The organism is Gardnerella sp. DNF01204 (assembly GCF_049244145.1).
In the GTDB taxonomy this organism is placed as follows: Bacteria; Actinomycetota; Actinomycetes; order Actinomycetales; family Bifidobacteriaceae; genus Bifidobacterium; species Bifidobacterium vaginale.
In genome coordinates this window covers 1494610-1512860 of record NZ_CP058379.1, presented here as the reverse complement: position 1 = coordinate 1512860, position 18251 = coordinate 1494610, and the positions used below count along the sequence as shown (strand labels likewise).

General features: G+C 42.0%; 15 protein-coding genes. 6 read left to right on the top strand and 9 right to left on the bottom strand.

Going from position 1 to position 18251, the window contains the following annotated elements; translation table 11 throughout:
• Positions 1–186 precede the first annotated feature (186 nt).
• Positions 187–474 carry an addiction module antidote protein gene (locus tag HXT46_RS06025; protein WP_009994045.1) on the top strand — a complete coding sequence of 96 codons (288 nt, stop codon included), beginning with the start codon at positions 187–189 and terminating at the stop codon, positions 472–474.
• A 177-nt stretch (positions 475–651) separates the two neighbouring features.
• Here the strand turns inward: HXT46_RS06025 and nrdF are convergent, their stop codons facing one another.
• The 4 genes from nrdF to HXT46_RS06005 form a co-directional block, all read right to left on the bottom strand.
• Positions 652–1746, bottom strand: a complete 1095-nt coding sequence (gene nrdF, locus HXT46_RS06020) for a class 1b ribonucleoside-diphosphate reductase subunit beta (protein WP_004114270.1) — start codon at positions 1744–1746, stop codon at positions 652–654.
• 82 nt (positions 1747–1828) lie between these two features.
• Entirely contained in the window at positions 1829–4051 is a 2223-nt protein-coding gene (gene nrdE, locus HXT46_RS06015; RefSeq protein WP_080575267.1) for a class 1b ribonucleoside-diphosphate reductase subunit alpha, read from the bottom strand.
• A gap of 95 nt (positions 4052–4146) precedes the next feature.
• Positions 4147–4641, bottom strand: coding sequence for a class Ib ribonucleoside-diphosphate reductase assembly flavoprotein NrdI (gene nrdI, locus HXT46_RS06010; protein ID WP_004116137.1), 495 nt, complete (start codon positions 4639–4641; stop codon positions 4147–4149).
• A gap of 66 nt (positions 4642–4707) precedes the next feature.
• Positions 4708–4959, bottom strand: coding sequence for a glutaredoxin family protein (locus HXT46_RS06005; RefSeq protein ID WP_004114274.1), 252 nt, complete (start codon positions 4957–4959; stop codon positions 4708–4710).
• A gap of 430 nt (positions 4960–5389) precedes the next feature.
• Between HXT46_RS06005 and gndA the strand changes: the two genes are divergently transcribed.
• On the top strand, positions 5390–6850 hold the full coding sequence (gene gndA, locus HXT46_RS06000; RefSeq protein WP_013399773.1) for an NADP-dependent phosphogluconate dehydrogenase: 1461 nt from the start codon (positions 5390–5392) through the stop codon (positions 6848–6850).
• Positions 6851–7096: 246 nt separating this feature from the next.
• Here gndA and pgl read toward each other — a convergent pair whose 3' ends face one another.
• The 4 genes from pgl to HXT46_RS05980 form a co-directional block, all read right to left on the bottom strand.
• Positions 7097–7918, bottom strand: coding sequence for a 6-phosphogluconolactonase (gene pgl, locus HXT46_RS05995; RefSeq protein ID WP_004138753.1), 822 nt, complete (start codon positions 7916–7918; stop codon positions 7097–7099).
• A 33-nt stretch (positions 7919–7951) separates the two neighbouring features.
• Positions 7952–8905 carry a glucose-6-phosphate dehydrogenase assembly protein OpcA gene (locus HXT46_RS05990; RefSeq protein ID WP_004114280.1) on the bottom strand — a complete coding sequence of 318 codons (954 nt, stop codon included), beginning with the start codon at positions 8903–8905 and terminating at the stop codon, positions 7952–7954.
• Complete coding sequence (gene zwf / locus HXT46_RS05985; protein ID WP_004138752.1) at positions 8902–10482, bottom strand: glucose-6-phosphate dehydrogenase; 1581 nt, start codon at positions 10480–10482, stop codon at positions 8902–8904. The genes HXT46_RS05990 and zwf overlap by 4 nt, the downstream gene beginning before the upstream one ends.
• A gap of 96 nt (positions 10483–10578) precedes the next feature.
• Positions 10579–13011, bottom strand: coding sequence for an acyltransferase family protein (locus tag HXT46_RS05980; RefSeq protein ID WP_421785914.1), 2433 nt, complete (start codon positions 13009–13011; stop codon positions 10579–10581).
• A 440-nt stretch (positions 13012–13451) separates the two neighbouring features.
• Between HXT46_RS05980 and HXT46_RS05975 the strand changes: the two genes are divergently transcribed.
• Positions 13452–13946 (top strand): inorganic diphosphatase, encoded by a 495-nt coding sequence (locus HXT46_RS05975; protein ID WP_004105658.1) that lies wholly within the window; start codon positions 13452–13454, stop codon positions 13944–13946.
• A gap of 99 nt (positions 13947–14045) precedes the next feature.
• Here the strand turns inward: HXT46_RS05975 and HXT46_RS05970 are convergent, their stop codons facing one another.
• Positions 14046–14771 carry a beta-carotene 15,15'-monooxygenase gene (locus HXT46_RS05970; RefSeq protein ID WP_004116120.1) on the bottom strand — a complete coding sequence of 242 codons (726 nt, stop codon included), beginning with the start codon at positions 14769–14771 and terminating at the stop codon, positions 14046–14048.
• Positions 14772–14960: 189 nt separating this feature from the next.
• Between HXT46_RS05970 and HXT46_RS05965 the strand changes: the two genes are divergently transcribed.
• The 3 genes from HXT46_RS05965 (at position 14961) to HXT46_RS05955 (ending at position 18220) form a co-directional block, all read left to right on the top strand.
• Positions 14961–15734, top strand: coding sequence for a response regulator transcription factor (locus tag HXT46_RS05965; RefSeq protein ID WP_004114288.1), 774 nt, complete (start codon positions 14961–14963; stop codon positions 15732–15734).
• A gap of 31 nt (positions 15735–15765) precedes the next feature.
• Positions 15766–16467: an endonuclease III gene (nth, locus tag HXT46_RS05960; protein ID WP_004116115.1), complete on the top strand. Its 702-nt coding sequence runs from the start codon at positions 15766–15768 to the stop codon at positions 16465–16467.
• Positions 16468–16672: 205 nt separating this feature from the next.
• The gene (locus HXT46_RS05955; RefSeq protein ID WP_421785912.1) at positions 16673–18220 is read left to right on the top strand and encodes an ABC transporter substrate-binding protein; all 1548 of its coding nucleotides are present in this window, start codon (positions 16673–16675) and stop codon (positions 18218–18220) included.
• Positions 18221–18251: the final 31 nt, after the last annotated feature.

Genomic DNA, 18251 nt, shown 5'->3' with positions numbered 1-18251 from the left:
ATTCGTGCTTTGCTTTATTGTAGCAGACATGTAGCACCCAACGTAATACCAAAGTAGCGCCATTGTGTACACAATTATTACAAAATAACAAGTTATCATGGCAAAAATTGCAAAATTGTATCCTGCAGGATAAAATATTTTTATGGAGATACTTAAAACAGATGAGTATCGCAATTGGATGAGAAAATGGTAAATATAAGTAAATGGGATGCGAGTGAGTATCTTGAGAACGATGATGATGTTATTGCGTATCTCAATGCTGCAGCAGAACTTAACGATCCTCGCTTGTTGCAAGCCGCTATAGGCGATATTGCAAAAGCTAGAGGAATGAAAGAAATTGCTCAAAAAGCCGAGGTTGGAAGGGAAAGCCTTTACAAAAGCTTAAGACGAGACGGAAATCCTAGTTTTCAAACTATTGCGAAGGTTGTTCAAGCGTTGGGTGGACGTATTGCAATAGAACCAGCAAATGCGTGACGCACACAGTTATCATGGCAGAAAATGCAAATCTTATAAAATCTGCCACGATAACTCAGTAAGTACGCGGATATTTAAAAATAGTTCCAAAACGGAAATATTCTTAAATAATTAAATAAAAAAGGTTGCTTATGAAAGTGCATAAGCAACCTAATTAATTAGTAAAGCGACTAGCGACTAGAAATCCCAATCGTCGTCGTCGGTTTCAACAGACTTGCCCATAATGTAGCTGGAACCAGAGCCAGAGAAGAAGTCGTGATTTTCGTCGGCTGCAGGAGATAGAGCCGCAAGAATCTCTGGGCTTACGTGAGTTTCTTCTTCGCTGTACTTAGCAGGGTAGCCAAGGTTCATCAAAGCCTTGTTAGCGTTGTAACGAACGAAGTCAAAAACGTCATCGTGGAAGTCAAATCCTTCGTAAATCTGACCAGAATACTCAACTTCCAAATCATACAAAGTATCAAGCAAGTTCATAGTGAACTTTTCAAGATTCTTCTTGTCGTTCTCGCTTCTAAGCTCCAAACCGCGCTGGAACTTGTAGCCAGAATAGTAGCCGTGAATCGCCTTATCTCGCAAAATCAAGCGAATCATATCGGCAGTATTCATCATCTTGCCGCGGGAAGCAAAGTAAAGCGGAAGGTAGAAACCTGCGTAAAGAAGCAACGAAGAAAGCATAGTTGCAGCAATCTTACGCTTAAGTGGATCTTCGCTCTCATACTCGCAAAGCACGGTTGTAACTCGCTGCTGCAAAACGTCGTTTCCAACAGCCCAACGGTAAGCCTCGTCAATCTCCTCGCTAGAGCAAAGAGTGGAGAAAATAGAGGAGTAGGAGCGCGCGTGAATCGACTGCATAAAAGCAATATTCGTGTAAATAGCCTGCTCGTGCTCCGTGCGTGCGTGCTCAATCTGGCAAAGTTCGCCAATAGTTGCCTGGCTGGTATCAAGCAAAGTTAAGCCTGTAAAAACGCGAGTAGTTGTCTTGCGTTCAAGATCGGTGAGGGAACGCCAAGAAGGAATATCGTTGCTCAGCGGAACCTTTTCAGGAAGCCAGAAGTTAGCAATAAGACGATTCCAAACGTCCAAATCCTTGTCGTCAACAATATTATTCCAATTAACTGGGCGCACGCGAGATCCGTGATGATAGCGGTATTGAGCTGGGGTGATGGAATCTGCCATCATAGCGTCGTCTGCGATTACGCGGTTCGTGCCGAAAGGCTTATCTAAGCTACTGCGAAGTTCTGTTGGATCGAGCGCAGTTGGGCTGAGTTCTGTCATAATTACTCCTGATTCTGTGTTTACGTTTTATAAAATTTTTAAGTTTTTGATTTAATTTGCGAAAGATTTACAACCATAAGGTTTACAGCGTGCAGCTTACGCAACCCTCGATTTCTGTACCTTCCAAAGCCTTCTGGCGAATACGAATGTAGTAAAGAGTCTTAATACCCTTACGCCACGCGTAAATCTGAGCTTTGTTCAAATCGCGAGTAGTCGTAGTGTCTGGGAAGAACAAAGTAAGAGACAATCCCTGATCTACATGCTGAGTTGCCTCCGCGTAAGTGTCAATAATTGCCTTCCAACCAATCTCGTAAGCATCCTTAAAGTACTGCATATTGTCATTCGTCATGTATGCAGCAGGGTAGTAGACGCGGCCAACTTTGCCCTCTTTGCGAATCTCAATGCGAGAAGCAATCGGGTGTATTGAACTCGTGGAATGGTTTATGTACGATATGGAACCAGTTGGAGGAACAGCCTGCAAATACTCGTTGTAAATGCCATCGCGCAAAATCTCGTCGCGCAATTGCTCCCAATCCGAAACGGTTGGAATTGCAACGTTAAAACGAGCAAACAAATCGCGAACCTTTTGAGTTTTAGGCTCAAGCGAGCGGCTGCCATCAGTGTACTTATCGAAGTAGTTGCCTTTTCCTGCAGGCTTAGCGTAAGCGCTAGTCTTAAAGCTTGCAAAAGCAGTCCCGCGCTCTACAGCCAAAGCGTGAGAAGCCTTATAAGCGTGGTAAGCAACCGTCATAAAGTACATGTCTGTAAAGTCAAGAGCTTCCTCGCTTCCGTACTGCATGTGCTCGCGAGCAAGGAAACCGTGCAAATTCATTTGACCCAAGCCAATAGCATGGCCCTCTGCGTTTCCGCGACGAATCGAAGGCACGGAATCAATCGAAGTATGCTCCGAAACAGACGTGAGCGCGCGCACAGCCAAATCAACGCTTGTACCCAAGTCACCGTCCATCGCCTTAGCAATATTAAGCGAGCCAAGATTGCAAGAAATATCGCGGCCAACGTGACTATAAGACAAGTCGGCGTTATAAGTGCTTGCTTCCTGAGTTTGCAAAATCTCGGAGCACAAGTTGCTCATAGTAATGCGGCCCTCAATAGGATTCGTGCGATTTACAGTATCTTCAAACAAAATGTAAGGGTATCCAGACTCAAACTGAATCTCTGCAAGAGTCATAAAGAATTCGCGAGCGTCGATGTACTTCTTGTGAATGCGAGGATTTGCAACCATCTCATCGTAATGCTCGGTAACGGAGATGTCTGCAAAAGGCTTTCCGTACTCGCGCTCAACGTCGTAAGGGCTAAACAAAGCCATCTTTTCCTTACGCTTAGCAAGCTCAAAAGTAATATCTGGAATCACAACACCCAAAGAAAGCGACTTAATACGAATCTTCTCGTCCGCGTTCTCGCGCTTAGTGTCAAGGAAACGCATAATATCTGGGTGGTGAGCGCTAATATACACGGCACCAGCGCCCTGACGAGCGCCAAGCTGATTAGCATAAGAGAATGAATCTTCCAAAAGCTTCATAACAGGCACAACGCCACTCGACTGATTTTCGATGCGCTTAATAGGAGCACCAAGCTCGCGCAAATTCGTAAGAAGCAGAGCCACGCCGCCGCCGCGCTTAGAAAGCTGCAAAGCAGAGTTAATTCCGCGTGCAATAGACTCCATATTATCTTCCAAACGCACGAGGAAGCAGCTCACAGCCTCTCCGCGCTGAGCTTTACCAAGATTCAAGAACGTTGGAGTGGCTGGCTGGAAGCGGCCTGCAAGCATCTCGTCCAAATAGTTGAGCGCTGCTTTTTCATCGCCATCTGCAAGTTCCAAAGCTACGGCTGCTGCGCGCTGAGCGAAGTTTTCCAAATATTGCTTGCCGTCGAAAGTCTTTAAAGCGTAAGAAGTGTAGAACTTAAAAGCACCCAAGAAAGTGCCAAAAGTGTGGTGAGCAGCTTCTGCGTGCTCGTAGAACTTATCTAGAAACTCGCTGCTATACTTGCTGAACACGTTTCCGTTGTAGTAGTAGTTGCTAATCAAATAGTTCAAGCGCTCATGAGTTGAAGCAAACTTCATGCTGTGTTCTTGCACGTAACCCGAAACGTAAAGCTTTTCTGCTTCCTGATCTTTATCAAACTGAATACCTTTTTCTGGGTCGAAAAGACCGAGCATAGCGTTAAGAACGTGGTAGTCGCGGCTGTTGCGAATGCGCTCTGCTGTGCTGCTAGCAGTGTTGGTGTCGTCAGTGTGATCAAGATTAAGCGAAGTAGATTCGCTCATCGGATCCGTGCTATTCATGGTGTTTATTCCTTTCCTCGTGCGTTAGTTTTGCTTTTCAAACGCTGTTTTTTGTTGATTTTGTTTATTTGTTTATTTCGTTTCTTCTGTTTCTTCTATTTTTCTGTTTCTTTTAATTGCCTTAAAAATTTTGGTATTCCCTGCGCTACTTTTTCTATATCTTCTGCAGTTCCTGTAAGTTCAAACGAATACATATTTGGGATTGCGCATTTTCCTGCGATTTGACCGCCTGCAGCGCAATATGCGTCTCCAAAATTCGTATTTCCAGAAGATATTACGCCGCGAATAAACGAACGATTTTCGCGATTGTTTAGGAATTTTCGCACTTGCATTGGTATTGCTTTAGAAATATTTCCGCCGCCGTAAGTCGGTACAATCAAAACGTATGGCTCGCGCACGTGCAATTCTGGCTCTTTTGGTCGAAGCGGTATGCGATATACGTTCACATTGTTGCTTGGAAAATCGCAATTTTTCACGAATCGTAGTGTGTTTTCGGAGACGGAAGAAAAATAGACTACAGCTCCGATTGATTCGCCTTGTGCGCGCGCTTCTGGCTCGCTTGGTTGTGACATATTTTCTTGATCACACATTTTTATGCTTCTTGATTGCTTTGATTATTTTGATTGTTGATTGTTTATTCTTGATTCTTGATTGCTTTAATCGTTTTTATTTTCGTCTTCTAGTTGACTTGCGATTTGGGCAATCAAATCTGGGCGGTATCCGCTCCACGACGAGTTTGGAGTAATCACCACTGGCGCTTGGCGATATCCTGCTGCGCGCAACTGGTCTAAAGTAGAAGGGCTTTGAGTTAAGTCTACTGTTTCAAAATTCACGCCTAGCTTAGTGAATTGACGCTTTGTGGCATCGCACTGTGGGCAATGTGGCTTGGTGAAAACTGTAATAGTCACGGTTCTTCTCCCTTCGTTGAGTGTATTCTAAGTCTTTTTTCTTTATGATTATTTAAGTTTGTGCTTTTTGGCACGATTTAACAGTCTACTACCACTTAACACTATTTATAGTGGCGTGTTGTATGTCTAATCCCTATATTTAGTGTGTCCAAATTTTGGCTATCACGCGTGTCTGTAAGATTTAAGCGGTATTTATGTTTTTTTAATAGCGACTAATAAAAGTAAAAATGTAATCTTTATCACAAAATTGCCATTAACGCGTGGGCTATGTCGTAGGCTTTGTGATCGTATGAATGACGCTTGTGCATATAGGTAGATAAACTTAAAAAAGTGTGTTTTGATTGGTTAAGTGTTAAAAATAAAGCAATCATAAAATAATAAAACGGTTATAAATATTACGGTTATAAATATTAAAAGATAGAGGTGCAAAATGGCGGAAAATCAAGCTAGAGCAAATATTGGCGTTGTTGGTTTAGCGGCTATGGGGTCGAATTTAGCGAGAAATCTTGCACATCACGGTAATACAGTTGCTGTTTATAATCGTCATTATTCGCGCACAGAAACCTTGATGAATGAGCACGGCAGTGAAGGTGCTTTCGTTCCTGCTAAAACTGTTGAAGAATTTGTTGCTTCGCTTAAGCGCCCACGCACTGCAATCATTATGGTAAAAGCTGGTGCTCCTACAGACGCTGTTATTGAAGAGCTTGCAAACGCTATGGAGCCAGGAGATATTATTGTTGACGGCGGAAACTCCTACTTTGAAGATACGATTCGCCGAGAGCGTAACATTCGCGCGCGCGGTCTTCACTACGTTGGTTGCGGTGTTTCTGGTGGTGAAGAAGGCGCTTTGCGCGGTCCTTCGATGATGCCAGGTGGCACGGAGGAGTCTTGGAAGACTCTTGGCCCTATTTTAAAGTCGATTGCAGCTGTTGCAGAAGGTGAGCCTTGCGTAACCCATATTGGCACTGATGGCGCTGGCCACTTTGTGAAGATGGTTCACAACGGTATTGAGTACTCGGATATGCAACTTATTGCAGAAAGCTACGATTTAATGCTTCGTGGTTTGGGCATGAAGTCTGACGAAATTGCGGACGTGTTTAGCGAGTGGAACAAGGGCGAGCTTGATTCTTATTTGATTGAGATTACGGCAGATGTGCTTCGACAGAAGGATGCTAAGACTGGTAAGCCTTTGGTTGAGATGATGGTGGATCACGCTGGTATGAAGGGCACGGGTACTTGGACTGTGCAGTCTGCGCTTTCTCTCGGAATACCTGTAACGGGTATTGCTGAAGCTGTGTTTGCTCGCGGACTTTCAAGCCAAGTTGCTTTGCGAGAAGCTGCTGAAAGTCAAGGCTTGACTGGTCCAGATATGCATTTTGATTTGAACGATGCTGAGCGTAAGGCGTTTATTGAGGATATTCGCCAAGCTTTGTATGCTTCTAAGATTGTTTCTTACGCTCAGGGATTCGACGAGATTGCAGCTGCTGCAATTGAGCATGATTGGAAGATTGACCAGGCTGCTGTTGCTCGCATTTGGCGAGGCGGATGCATTATTCGTGCACAATTCTTAAACCGCGTTTCCGAGGCTTTTGAATCTGGGCAGGCGAGTGTTTCCTTGATTTTTGCTCCTTACTTTAAGGATGCTATTGAAAAGTCTCAAGCTGCTTGGCGTCGTGTTATTGCGCGCGCAGTTGAGCACGGGGTTCCTGTGCCAGCATTCTCTAGCTTGCTTGCATACTACGATGGCTTGCGTTCCAAGCGTTTGCCAGCTTCGCTTATTCAGGCTCAGCGCGATTTCTTCGGCGCTCACACTTACGGTCGCATTGACGAGCCAGGAGTATTCCACACTTTGTGGGCAGAGCCTAATCGCCCAGAAGTAAAGCAAGATTAAATCAAATAATATTTATAACTAACATGCCTTTGCATTATTATGCAGAGGCATGTACTCTATTCTGATCTTTTTTAGCATATTTTATTGCTGAATTTTACTAATATTCTTAAATTGATTGATTTCCTTGATATTTCAATGGTTTTATGAAGATTTTCCCAAATGCGCCATGTTTTAAACATGCTATTTTCGCATTTGCGCCAATTTATGTAGCGCATTTAATTTTTGACTTGCTGAATATTATGCAGATTACTGAATTGCAGCGTGCAAAGTTTCTGCGGTGGTTAGCCATGCGATTTCTTCCGTGCCATTGGCAAAAGACGCAGGATAATCTGGGTTATTATCCGAAGAAAGCGCGTTCATTAAAGCTTTTCCTTTTTGCTCTCCAGCCGTTAAGAACCAAGTGCGGCGGCTATGAGCCAGCACGGGTGCGCTAAGAGTTAATCTCATTGGCGGTTGCTTAGGGGAGTGATTCACGCCTAAAACTATGCGATCGCGATTATGAATTTGCGGCAATCCTGGGAAAAGTGAAGCCATATGTGCGTCTGGTCCCATGCCAAGAATTGCCAAATCAAACACAGGCTCTTTGCCTAGTAAGCCTATAATTTCTTCTTCGTAATCGCGTGCTGCTGCGTCTAAAATCGCATTGTTTTCAGCATCGCTAGCATTTGCCACTTCTTGCGCATTGCGATCATCTGCAGGCATTTCGTGAATATGAGACTCCTGCAAAACTTTGTGATCGCTAAGCATATTAAGAAGTAGCTCGCGAGCCTTGAGCGCATTGCGATCGTCGCTGTTATAAGCTACAAAACGTTCATCTGCCCACCAAATATGAACATTGGACCAGTTGATTGCTGGAAGCAATGGGTTGCTAGCTAACATTTGAAACATGCGAATAGAATCTGTTCCACCTGTTAGCAAAAGATGGAATGGCTTATTAAGATTTTCAACATTGTTTTGCCATTGCATAATCAAAGTCACAAGTTTTTGCGCAGCAACAGCAGCTAGAATATCTTGATTATCGTAGCCGTACACTGTTGCGTTATGCGCAAATCTAAAATCTTCAGCCATAATGAATCCTTTTATTATTTTTTACCCGTTGTATTAAAGTTCGTTATCTTGCATTGTGCAACAATCTGCGTGAACAAGTTGAGCATAGATCTCATCTGGATCGATTCTACGCAACTCCTCACTCAAGCAATCTTCTAAAGATCTAATTGGCATTGCAATTGGCTGTGTTGCTTGTCCTGGAAGACTTATCATTGCTTGTTCTTCTCCAGAAGGACGAGTCAAAGAAAGCACGCCATCTTGTCTTTTAAGACTTACCTCCGTAATTGCATGCGCACTCGAATCCTCAACAATTTCAACAGGAACATTAAGCGATATTTTTAGCCATTGTGCGAGCAAATGCATCGGAACATAATGCTTTGGACCGCTAACCTTAGCGCTAATAACAGGTAAATGCGGAGGCTGATCAAGCATAGAAGCTAGCATTGCACGCCAAGGAGTAAGACGAGTCCAAGAAAGATCAACATCTTTAGAAGACCAGTTTTTGCGCAAATTTTTCACAGTTTCAAGGGTATTGTCCGCATTTTGAGCATCAGTGATTCTGCTACTTGCCATAGTTCCAAGCAAGTCCTTAGCAGGATTTTCTGGTGCATTTGTAGGCCACCACGCAACAATCGGCGCGTCTGGAACAAGCAGAGGAATAACAAGCGTATCTGGATGTCGAACTAAGCCATTATGAGGGTAGAGAATAATGATTTCCCCAGCTCCAGCATCTGCGCCAAAGCGTACTTGCGCGTCTAAGTTTGGCGTTTCTTCGCTTTGTGAATCTGCTATATTGACTTGTGATTCGCGAACAATGGCAATAACTCTACAAGGGTGTTCGCGACTAGCTGCATTTGCTGCTCCCAGTGCGTTTTCAAGATCTTTAAGAGTGGTGTCAATAAGAAGAGTTAGCACGCGTCCAGTTGCAGATTCTCCACGCTCTTCGTGAAGCTCGTCGATTTTTGCAGAGATTTTAGACGTGTTTGTGTTAGGAAGATTAATAATCATGGCAGCCTCCAATGGCGATTATCGCGAGCAAGCATAGCGTCAGCTTCCGCTGGACCCCACGTTCCAGCACGGTATGGCTGAGGCTGTGTACCAAGCGAACTCCAAAAATCTTCAATAGGATCTAAGATTTTCCAACTTAAATCAACTTCTTGTGTAGTTGGGAAAAGCGGTGGCTCGCCAAGTAAAACGTCTAGAATAAGGCGCTCGTAGGCTTCTGGAGAGTTTTCTGTAAAAGATCTTCCATAACTAAAGTCCATAGAAACATCGCGAACTTCCATAGATGTTCCGCCTGGCACTTTTGCGCCAAATCGCATTGTTACGCCTTCATCTGGCTGAACGCGAATCACAATCGCATTACTACCAAGTTCGCGCACAGCAGTGGACTCAAAAGGCAAGTGTGGAGCGCGCTTAAAAATCACGGCAATCTCTGTAACGCGCTTTCCTAAGCGCTTTCCGGTTCGCAAATAGAACGGAACTCCAGCCCAGCGACGAGTGTCTACGTCTAAACGCACGGCAGCGTATGTTTCCGTAGTGCTATCCGGGCTAATTCCTTGCTCTTGCAAATATCCAACGGCTTTATACGATCCTTGCCAACCTTCTGCGTATTGACCTCTCGCAGTATTTGTTGCTAAATCTTTAGGCAAGCGTATAGCAGACAAGACCTTAGTTTTTTCAGCCGTCAAGTCACTAGCACTAAAACTTACTGGCTCTTCCATAGCAGTAAGAGCCATTAGTTGCAGCAGATGATTTTGAATAACATCTCTGGCTGCTCCAATCCCATCATAATATCCAGCTCTGCCGCCTATGCCAATATCTTCTGCCATAGTAATCTGCACGTGATCAACATAATTAGCGTTCCAAATTGGCTCATACATTGCATTTGCAAAACGAAAAGCCAGCAAATTTTGCACAGTTTCTTTGCCTAAATAGTGGTCTATGCGGAATACAGAATTAGGGTCAAAAACTTCGGAAACTACGCGATCCAACTCTTGTGCGCTTGTTAAATCGTGACCAAAAGGTTTTTCTATTATCACTCGTCTCCATGCGTTTTCGGAGGAATGTGAAAGCCCTGATGCTGCTAACTGCTGTGCCACAACAGGGAAGCTAGAAGGCGGAACCGACATGTAAAACGCGTGATTTCCGCGAGTTCCGAGATCTCTGTCTAATTCGCTTACGGTTTTGCTTAAGCGCTCAAATGCGCTTGCGTCGTCGAATGTTCCGCGAACAAAACGTATGCCTTTAGCAAGGTTAATCCATGTTGATTCACGAAATGGTGTGCGGCAGTGTTGTTGAATATTTTCACGCACAAAGTTTACAAAATGTTCATCTGTCCAGTCGCGTCTTGCGAAGCCCGTTAAACCAAATCCAGGTGGCAAAAGCCCTCGATTCGCCAAATCGTATACGGCTGGCATAAGTTTTTTGCGCGCTAAATCGCCAGTAATTCCGAATATTACTAAACTACATGGTCCTGCAATACGAGCCAAACGCAAGTCTCGTGGATCGCGTAGCGGATTTTTCCAAGCTGTTGTTTCTTCGCTATGCGCAGTCGAGCATATTGTGGTTCTTAATTCAGTCATGTATACCATCGTAATGTTTCGACTTGATTTGCTGCGCAGGACTTACCAAAATTTGCGCAGGACTTACCATGATTCTTACTAGGATTTACCAGTAAATTATCCTCCGCACACGGCTAGTCTTATCATTTGCGCGTATTGTGGACCTCCAATAGGAGTCAAATGTATTCCATCGTCTGTTAAGAATTCGGAGTGTCCTGCGCTTAAACCATACCAGTCTATTATTCCAACGTTTTTGCGTTTCGCTGCAAAAGCGCGCAGTCTTGCGTTTGTTTCGTCTTGCCAAGGCTGTGGAACACGGGTTGTTACAAAATACACTGGTTTGCCGCCTGTAACATTTACCATATTTTGCAAAACAGATTCGTCTCTAGGAGGTCCGTTTGTTCCAAGCTCATAGATTACAACGCTTCCAGGGTGTTTCCCAACTAAATCTTGCTGATAATCTTCCGCTCCGTGGAATATTTGTCTGCTCACTTTTCCGTCAATCCAAGCGTTTGGTAATGCTTGCATAAGGTATGGTTTTGCGCCTTCTGTTACGGAATCTCCAACCATTGTTATGTCTGCAGTGCAAACATTGCGTTTTGAGTCTATTTTCCATGGTTTTGTATTTATGTTTTCTGGCACTTTTTCTGCAATCGGGTTGAGAATCCTATGGTCAGATGGTTTTGTTGGAAGCGTTTGTTTTTCTATATTCTCGCGCTTTCCGCCTGTTTTTTTCTTCGTATTAGCGGAATTTTTTTCTTGTGCAGTTTTTTCTTGTGCAGTTTTGTTTTGAGTATTCGCGTCTTGCGCGTTTAATTCTGGTCTTAATTGTATAGCTCGCGCTTGCGCAATACTATTCCAGTTAACTGGCGCTGCAATTATTGCTAGCCCAACTATTGCACAAATCACTATTACCGTTCTTCTTAAAACAAACGGCAATCTTATATTCTTACTTTTAACGTTTAAAGTATCTGAAGATAAATCAGGGTTTTTCGCGTCTATATCATCCGAGATAATATCGTCTTTCTGGATAATACTAAAGGTTATATGCTTATTTGCAAGAGGCATCTCGAACATTCTGTAAAAAACCTCTGCTGCAATAATAACTATTACGCATTGCCCTGCCTGTTCCCAAAGAGTTATCTGTGTGGTTCTTGTAGCAGGGTTTAGTATTTCTAGAATAGGGAAGTGGACTATGTAAATCGCAAAAGATCTTAGACCTATATATTTCAGTGGAGCAATTTCAAGTATTTTAGTGCAAATACTATTTTTCTGTAGGCAGGACCACATTAAAATCGCGCAAACTATTGCGAATATCGTGTATCCGCCGTAAACAATCCAGGTTTTTGAACCGTCTTCTTTCACTAAGCACCATAGAATAAAAATTAACGCAGCCAATCCTATAATCGATTTTTGTAGTGTGCTTAGAGGTTTTTGAAGAGTTTTTGCTATTTTTGCGAATTTACCAGATTCTGATTTATTTTTTAGATCAGTTTTTACTTTATCAGTGTTTTCTGATTCGTTGGTTTGTTGCCACTTTTCCCCAGCAATTTCATTATTAGATTCATCGGATTCGTCATATTCGCCATCTTTATCAGATTCCATCATGTTTACTTGCAATCCTGCTAGTAAATCGTCTGGTATCGAGGCTTCTGAGGATTGGCTTTTATTTTGCGTATTTTGTGTATTTTGCGCTTCTATCTCTGATGAATCCTCTATTTTTTCGATTTGTGTTTTTTTGCTTTTGTTTCCAACAATATATTTACAAGCATCTGCAATAATTTTGAGAATGGAACGTTCACTAAACCATGTGAAATACATTGCGAGTAACGCACCAATTAAGAATTCTCCAGCTCGAGTGTCAATAGAGTAATACACGCGCGCAATGGTTTGGCCATCTCCATAAAAAATCGTAATTGCTAGGTTTGCCAACGAACATGCAAGCATAAGAATCGCCGTAACGCACATTCTTACAAATTTAGAGTGCACAATTTTAAGAATCACCCATAGTATAATCGGCCAAAATACAAAGATTTGCATAATAAGTCCCAAATACCAAAGGTGTTTTATTGGGGATGGTAGTCCTGATTGTTCAAAGTAAGATACTTTTCGCAAAATATACGCCATATTGCTTGTAAAGCTAGCGCCTGTTAGTGCGTCAGATTGTAGTTTTGTTAAAAGACTTGGTGAAAATAGCCACATTAGTGGGGCGCTCAGAGCAATAATCCCTATAGTAGACGGCCAAATTCGTTTTACGCGTTTAAACAAGTATTTTAAGTAGGCGAATATTTTAGACTTTACCGGTGTTTTGGTTTGTTCGCTGGTTGCTGGCGACTTTTGCGCATTTGATGTTTCAAACATTTTTAGCAGAGATACAGTGCTGAAGTATCCAGCCATAACAAGAAACATTGTTACTCCCAAGAATCCTCCTGGAAGTACTATTGGACGTAGGTGGAACGCTACAATCGCAATAACAGCAATAGCACGCATGCCATCTATTGCAGCGTTGCGTTTGCTTGTAGTGTTAGCTGCGTTGTTTATCTCTGTCATTTTGCCTGCAACTTGCTAATACGTGGTTTAATTTTGGTTGTGGACATGATGTGGGTATGAATTGTTTTATGACTAACATCGCCCAAAACGTAGTCATATTATCTACGTATTAAGACACTGTAGTTAGTTATAGCGTGTCTTAGTTTTTCCCTAGTTTTTCCTTGATTTTTCTTATGTTTTTTGCAAGTTTTATGAAATTTTTTAATATGGATTTAAATATTTTTCAAGGTAATTATTCGTTTTTATTAAGATTTTTCTCTGCTATTTTTTAGTGCGGTTGCTTTCGACTTTTGTTTGCTAAAATGCCAATGTTATACAACGCGTTTTACGTGCTCTTTGCTGCGCGCTAGAGTTAGACTGAACAGTCTAATTTAGGTGTATAAACGTTAGATTGATAAACAGTGTGTTTTACGCATTATTTTACGCATTAAGGAGTAAACATGGCAGAAACATTCAATGTTGTGGTAGAAATCCCACGCGGATCCAAGAATAAGTATGAAGTTGATCACGAAACTGGTCGCGTTTTCTTGGATCGTACCCTTTTCACAGCTATGGGTTATCCAGATGATTACGGTTACATTGATGGAACTTTGGGCGAAGATGGCGATCCACTCGATGCTCTTGTTATGATTCCAAACTCTGTGTTCCCAGGATGCGTTGTTGAGTGCCGCGCTGTTGGCTTGTATCACATGGTTGACGAAGCTGGCGGAGACGATAAGGTTTTGTGCGTTCCGGCAGATGTTCGTTTCGACGACATCAAGGATATTGATGACGTGAATGAGTATCACAAGGCTGAAATCAAGCACTTCTTCGAGCAGTACAAGGCTTTGGAGCCAGGTAAGGAAGTTCTTCCTGGTGACTTCTGGGCTGGAGTTGAGCAGGCTGAAAAGGAAATTGTCGCAGCTCGCAAGCGTCTTGAAGAAAGCGAAAAGTAGTTTTCGAGATTAGTCGCGAATCTTCCGAGCGTTTTAGAAACGCGTTTGCTAGTGTCTAACACATTTTTATGTGTTAGACACTTTTTTATTCTAAAAAATTTAAGCGATTAGTAGCATTCCTAAACCAGTTGCGTAAACAACCATTCCGCCCATCATTACGGGAATCAAAGCAGTACCAACTTGTGGCAAAAGCATGTCAGTATTGTATTTTGCATCTTTAACCCAAAGATGAGAAAGCCCAGCTAGAACAATCACGGCAAGCAAACCCAATACTGCTACCAGTACGCCAAGTTCTAGAATACGCACGGAGAATGTGAAACGAATAATCGAAGGCAAAAAAAGCCATCCTGGAAGAGCTGCACAAGCGATACTTGCTGTAAGAGAATGTGAAATATTTCTTACCAGATTAGATCTCTCTTCCCTAAGCATTTGACGACCAAAGCTAACAAAAGTTGCAGCAACAAGAATTAGAGCAAAGCTAACAGCCCAACGTTCATATGGGTGAATAGCTGCAATGAACTTATCCATACTAACTTCTGTATTATCTATTACGCTGTTAGGAAGCCAACCTTTTAAAGCTAATGCCGCGCACCACATGGATGCGATTCCGGCAAAAAGCGGAATAGCTTTATCTGCTGTAGAACCTTGTAGTGGCCAGAAAGTAACTAGAGCCAGAAGAATAATCACGCAAACGGTTATAACGGCTTTTGCTGTGGCTATTGGCAGAATGGCTGCAATTGCTAAAAGAGCTATAGCAACGAATTGAGTTACAACAATCGTAATGTGATTATGCATTGCATTATGTGCGATGTTATCGTTGCTCATATTACGCTCCTATCGCGTTTTATAAGATAATTTTAATAAATTGTTTAGCCGTATTAACTTATTTTATATGTAAGCGTACACTTGCATGCTTCGATTCTTATTAAGTATCTTAAGTATGGATTACAATTCTCTTTTAACAGCTTGATTTTGAATTTGTTATTCAATTCTATGCGTTCTGGAGGTATCAATATGACGGATATTACATTGATGACCTCTTGTGCCGCGCCTGCAAAAGTTTTGCCATCTTTGACTCTACTTTCGCATAGAGTGCGAGTGCTCCCAATGGAACCGTCTAGTATGCTTAAGATGCCAGAAAACACTATTCTTCTTGTAGATGCTAGAGAAGATTTGTCTTTGGCGAAATCTTTATGCTCTATTGTTCGTGCTTCTAATTTAACAATGTCTGTTATCTTAATTCTTACAGAAGGCGGATTCACAGTTGTTAATGCATCTTGGGGTGTTAGCGATGTTATGCTGACAACTGCTTCACCAGCCGAAGTAGAAGGTAGACTTAGACTAGCTTCTCAACGAGGTGGGTCGGCTGAATCTACTTCTAAAGAACATGTAGCTGATTCTGGTAGCGTGGAAATTAACAGTAGCGGTCAAATGTGCTCTGGGGATTTAGTCGTAGATACGCAGAGTTACACAGTTAGCTTGCACGGAAAGCCTATTGATTTAGCGTATAAAGAATTTGAGCTTCTTAAATACTTTGTTCAGCATCCTCGGCGAGTATTCACTCGTGCTCACCTACTTCAAGAGGTTTGGGGTTACGATTATTACGGTGGAACTCGTACAGTGGATGTTCACATTCGTAGGTTACGCGCGAAATTAGGCGTTGAATATGAGCACGTTATTGGAACGGTTAGGAATGTTGGATATCGTTTCGATCCTTTAGAGTCTCAGGATGAAGTTGTAGATTCTACAGATTCTGATAATAATGATTCGTCGGCAGCTTCCGACTAGAATTCCTGTAGAGGATTAGTGGTTTATTATATTGGTTAAATTACAAAGCGTGAATAGTAGTCAAGAATCATCTTCCAATTCTAGAAAATCTAAAAAAATTGCTAGGATGAGTGAAGAGTATAGGATTTTATGCGAAGAAATACCGAATCCAAAGTGTGCATTAAATTTTACAAATCCATTTGAACTACTAATAGCCACTGTTCTTAGCGCACAAACCACTGATAGACGTGTAAATATTGTAACGGAACAACTTTTTAGAACTTATCCTACGCCAAAAGATTTAGCGCGCGCACCAATATATAAGGTACAAGAGATCATCCATCAACTTGGATTTTATAGAGTAAAATCGCAGCATATTATAGAGCTTTCGCAAAAACTTATGGACGATTTCAATGGTGTAGTTCCAAATAATATGGATGATCTTACAAAACTTCCAGGTGTAGGAAGAAAAACAGCAAACGTTGTATTGGGCAATGCTTTTGGTATCCCAGGGTTTCCAGTAGATACCCACGTTATGCGTGTGACGTCAAGGCTTAGATGGAGAAGCGATTGGAAAATAGCTAAGTCAGATCCTATAAAAGTTGAGCGTGAAATTACATCTTATTTTCCGCCAGAAGAATGGACTAATTTGTCTCACCGCCTTATTCTTCATGGTAGAAAAATATGTACAGCTAGGAATCCGCATTGTGCTGACTGCCCTCTAAGATTTCTGTGCCCATCTGTTTCGCTGTAGCTATGTTGTAGGTTTTGTTGTAGGTTTTGTTGTAGCTGCGTTGTGGTTGTCGTAACGGATTTTTCTAATATCTCATATAATTAACTTTTAGAATCTTTTTAGGGTATTTTTAGATTATTTTCTGCATAAATTCTACGTATGATTCAATCGATGATATACACTGTTGGCTATGTCTGAATTTGAAAGATACTCATCTGGATCACATATGAGAAAAGCACGTTATGCAAAAAAAGCTAAAACAGGCGTGTCCTCGTGGGTTATTTTTATAGTCTTAATTGCCATTATGTCTGTTGTTGCATGGGGTGGATGGCGATTTTTAGATGGAAGATCAATAGTTCCAGAAAGTATTGTTCCGTCATCAGGCTCAGTTTTAAAAATAGGCTTGCGTACAGCCCCAGCATCCTTAGATATTAGGACTGACGACAGTGATTCACTGCAACAAGCTCTTATTGAAAACGTTTATGAAACGCTTATTAAACGAGACGGCAATAATGCTTTAAAACCAGGTCTTGCTCAGTCTTGGAGCGTATCTTCCGACGGTTTGAATTATAAGTTTAGGATTCGTTCAGGCGTGAAGTTTGCAAATGGAGACGTAATGGACTCTGGCTCCGTACTGCAATCACTTCAACAAGGTATTACAAAAAGCTATCCAGGCTATGAAAAGTTGACGAATATTACAAGCGTATCTAACTCAGGACCTGATATTCTAAACATTTCATTAAAAATGCCAGATCCATTACTGCTGCGAAGATTAGCAGGTAGAGCTGGAATTGTATATGACACTCGCGCTTCATTAAACTACGCTTCAGACGCTATGGGAACAGGACCTTTTAAAGTTAACGGTTATAGTAAAGGTTCAGACCTTGTTCTTGTGAGAAACGACAAATATTGGGGTACAGCATCTGGCTGCGCTAGCATAACTCTTAAATACTTTAATGACGATACATCTTTAGCAAATGCCATGCAGAATGGCGATATTCAAATGGCTGTTCCTCTTGATGGCAATGAAAACAAACGTATGGCGTCAATGCCAAATACTCAACTTGTTGAAGGTCAGAGCACTAGAATACGAATGATTGCTTATAACACTGGAATATCGTCTATTTTCTGCGATCAGCATGTTCGTAGAGCAAGCAGTTACGCAATGGATATAAACACTGTTTTATCGGCTGATCCATTTGGTGGTCAAATTGTGCGTGGACCAATTTCCCCATTGTCGCCAGGATACGAGGATTTAAGTGGCACTTATCCACATGATCCTCAAAAAGCTCGATCTCTATTCTCATATTTCTCTGCTGCCTACCTTGGTAAAATTACATTCCTCGTACCTCTTGGAATGAGCAATATTGGTAATGCGCTTGGTTCTCAGTTAAACGCTACCGGCGGTTTCCGTGTGAATGTCGAAGAAGTAGATGAGAACACTATGAAACAGCGAATTCATGATGGTAAATATGACTTAGCACTCACATGGATGAATCACACTTTGGATTCTGGAGCGTATGCAGATACAAAGTCTACTTATTTGTTCCAAGATCATGAGTCGCAGAAATATTTTGCACAGGCAATGAAATCAACCAATGCAGAAGGATATGAGTCAAATGTCAAACAGTATGCTAAAGAGTTGAATAATTACGCTGTTTCGAACTGGATGTATGCGCGAAAGAGCATTGTGGTAGCTAAATCTAATGTTAGTGGATATCCTACAAACATGACTGATCAACTTTTACCATTGCACGATGTAAACGTAAAATAAATCCAAGATTATTTCAGGAATATAAGTGCGT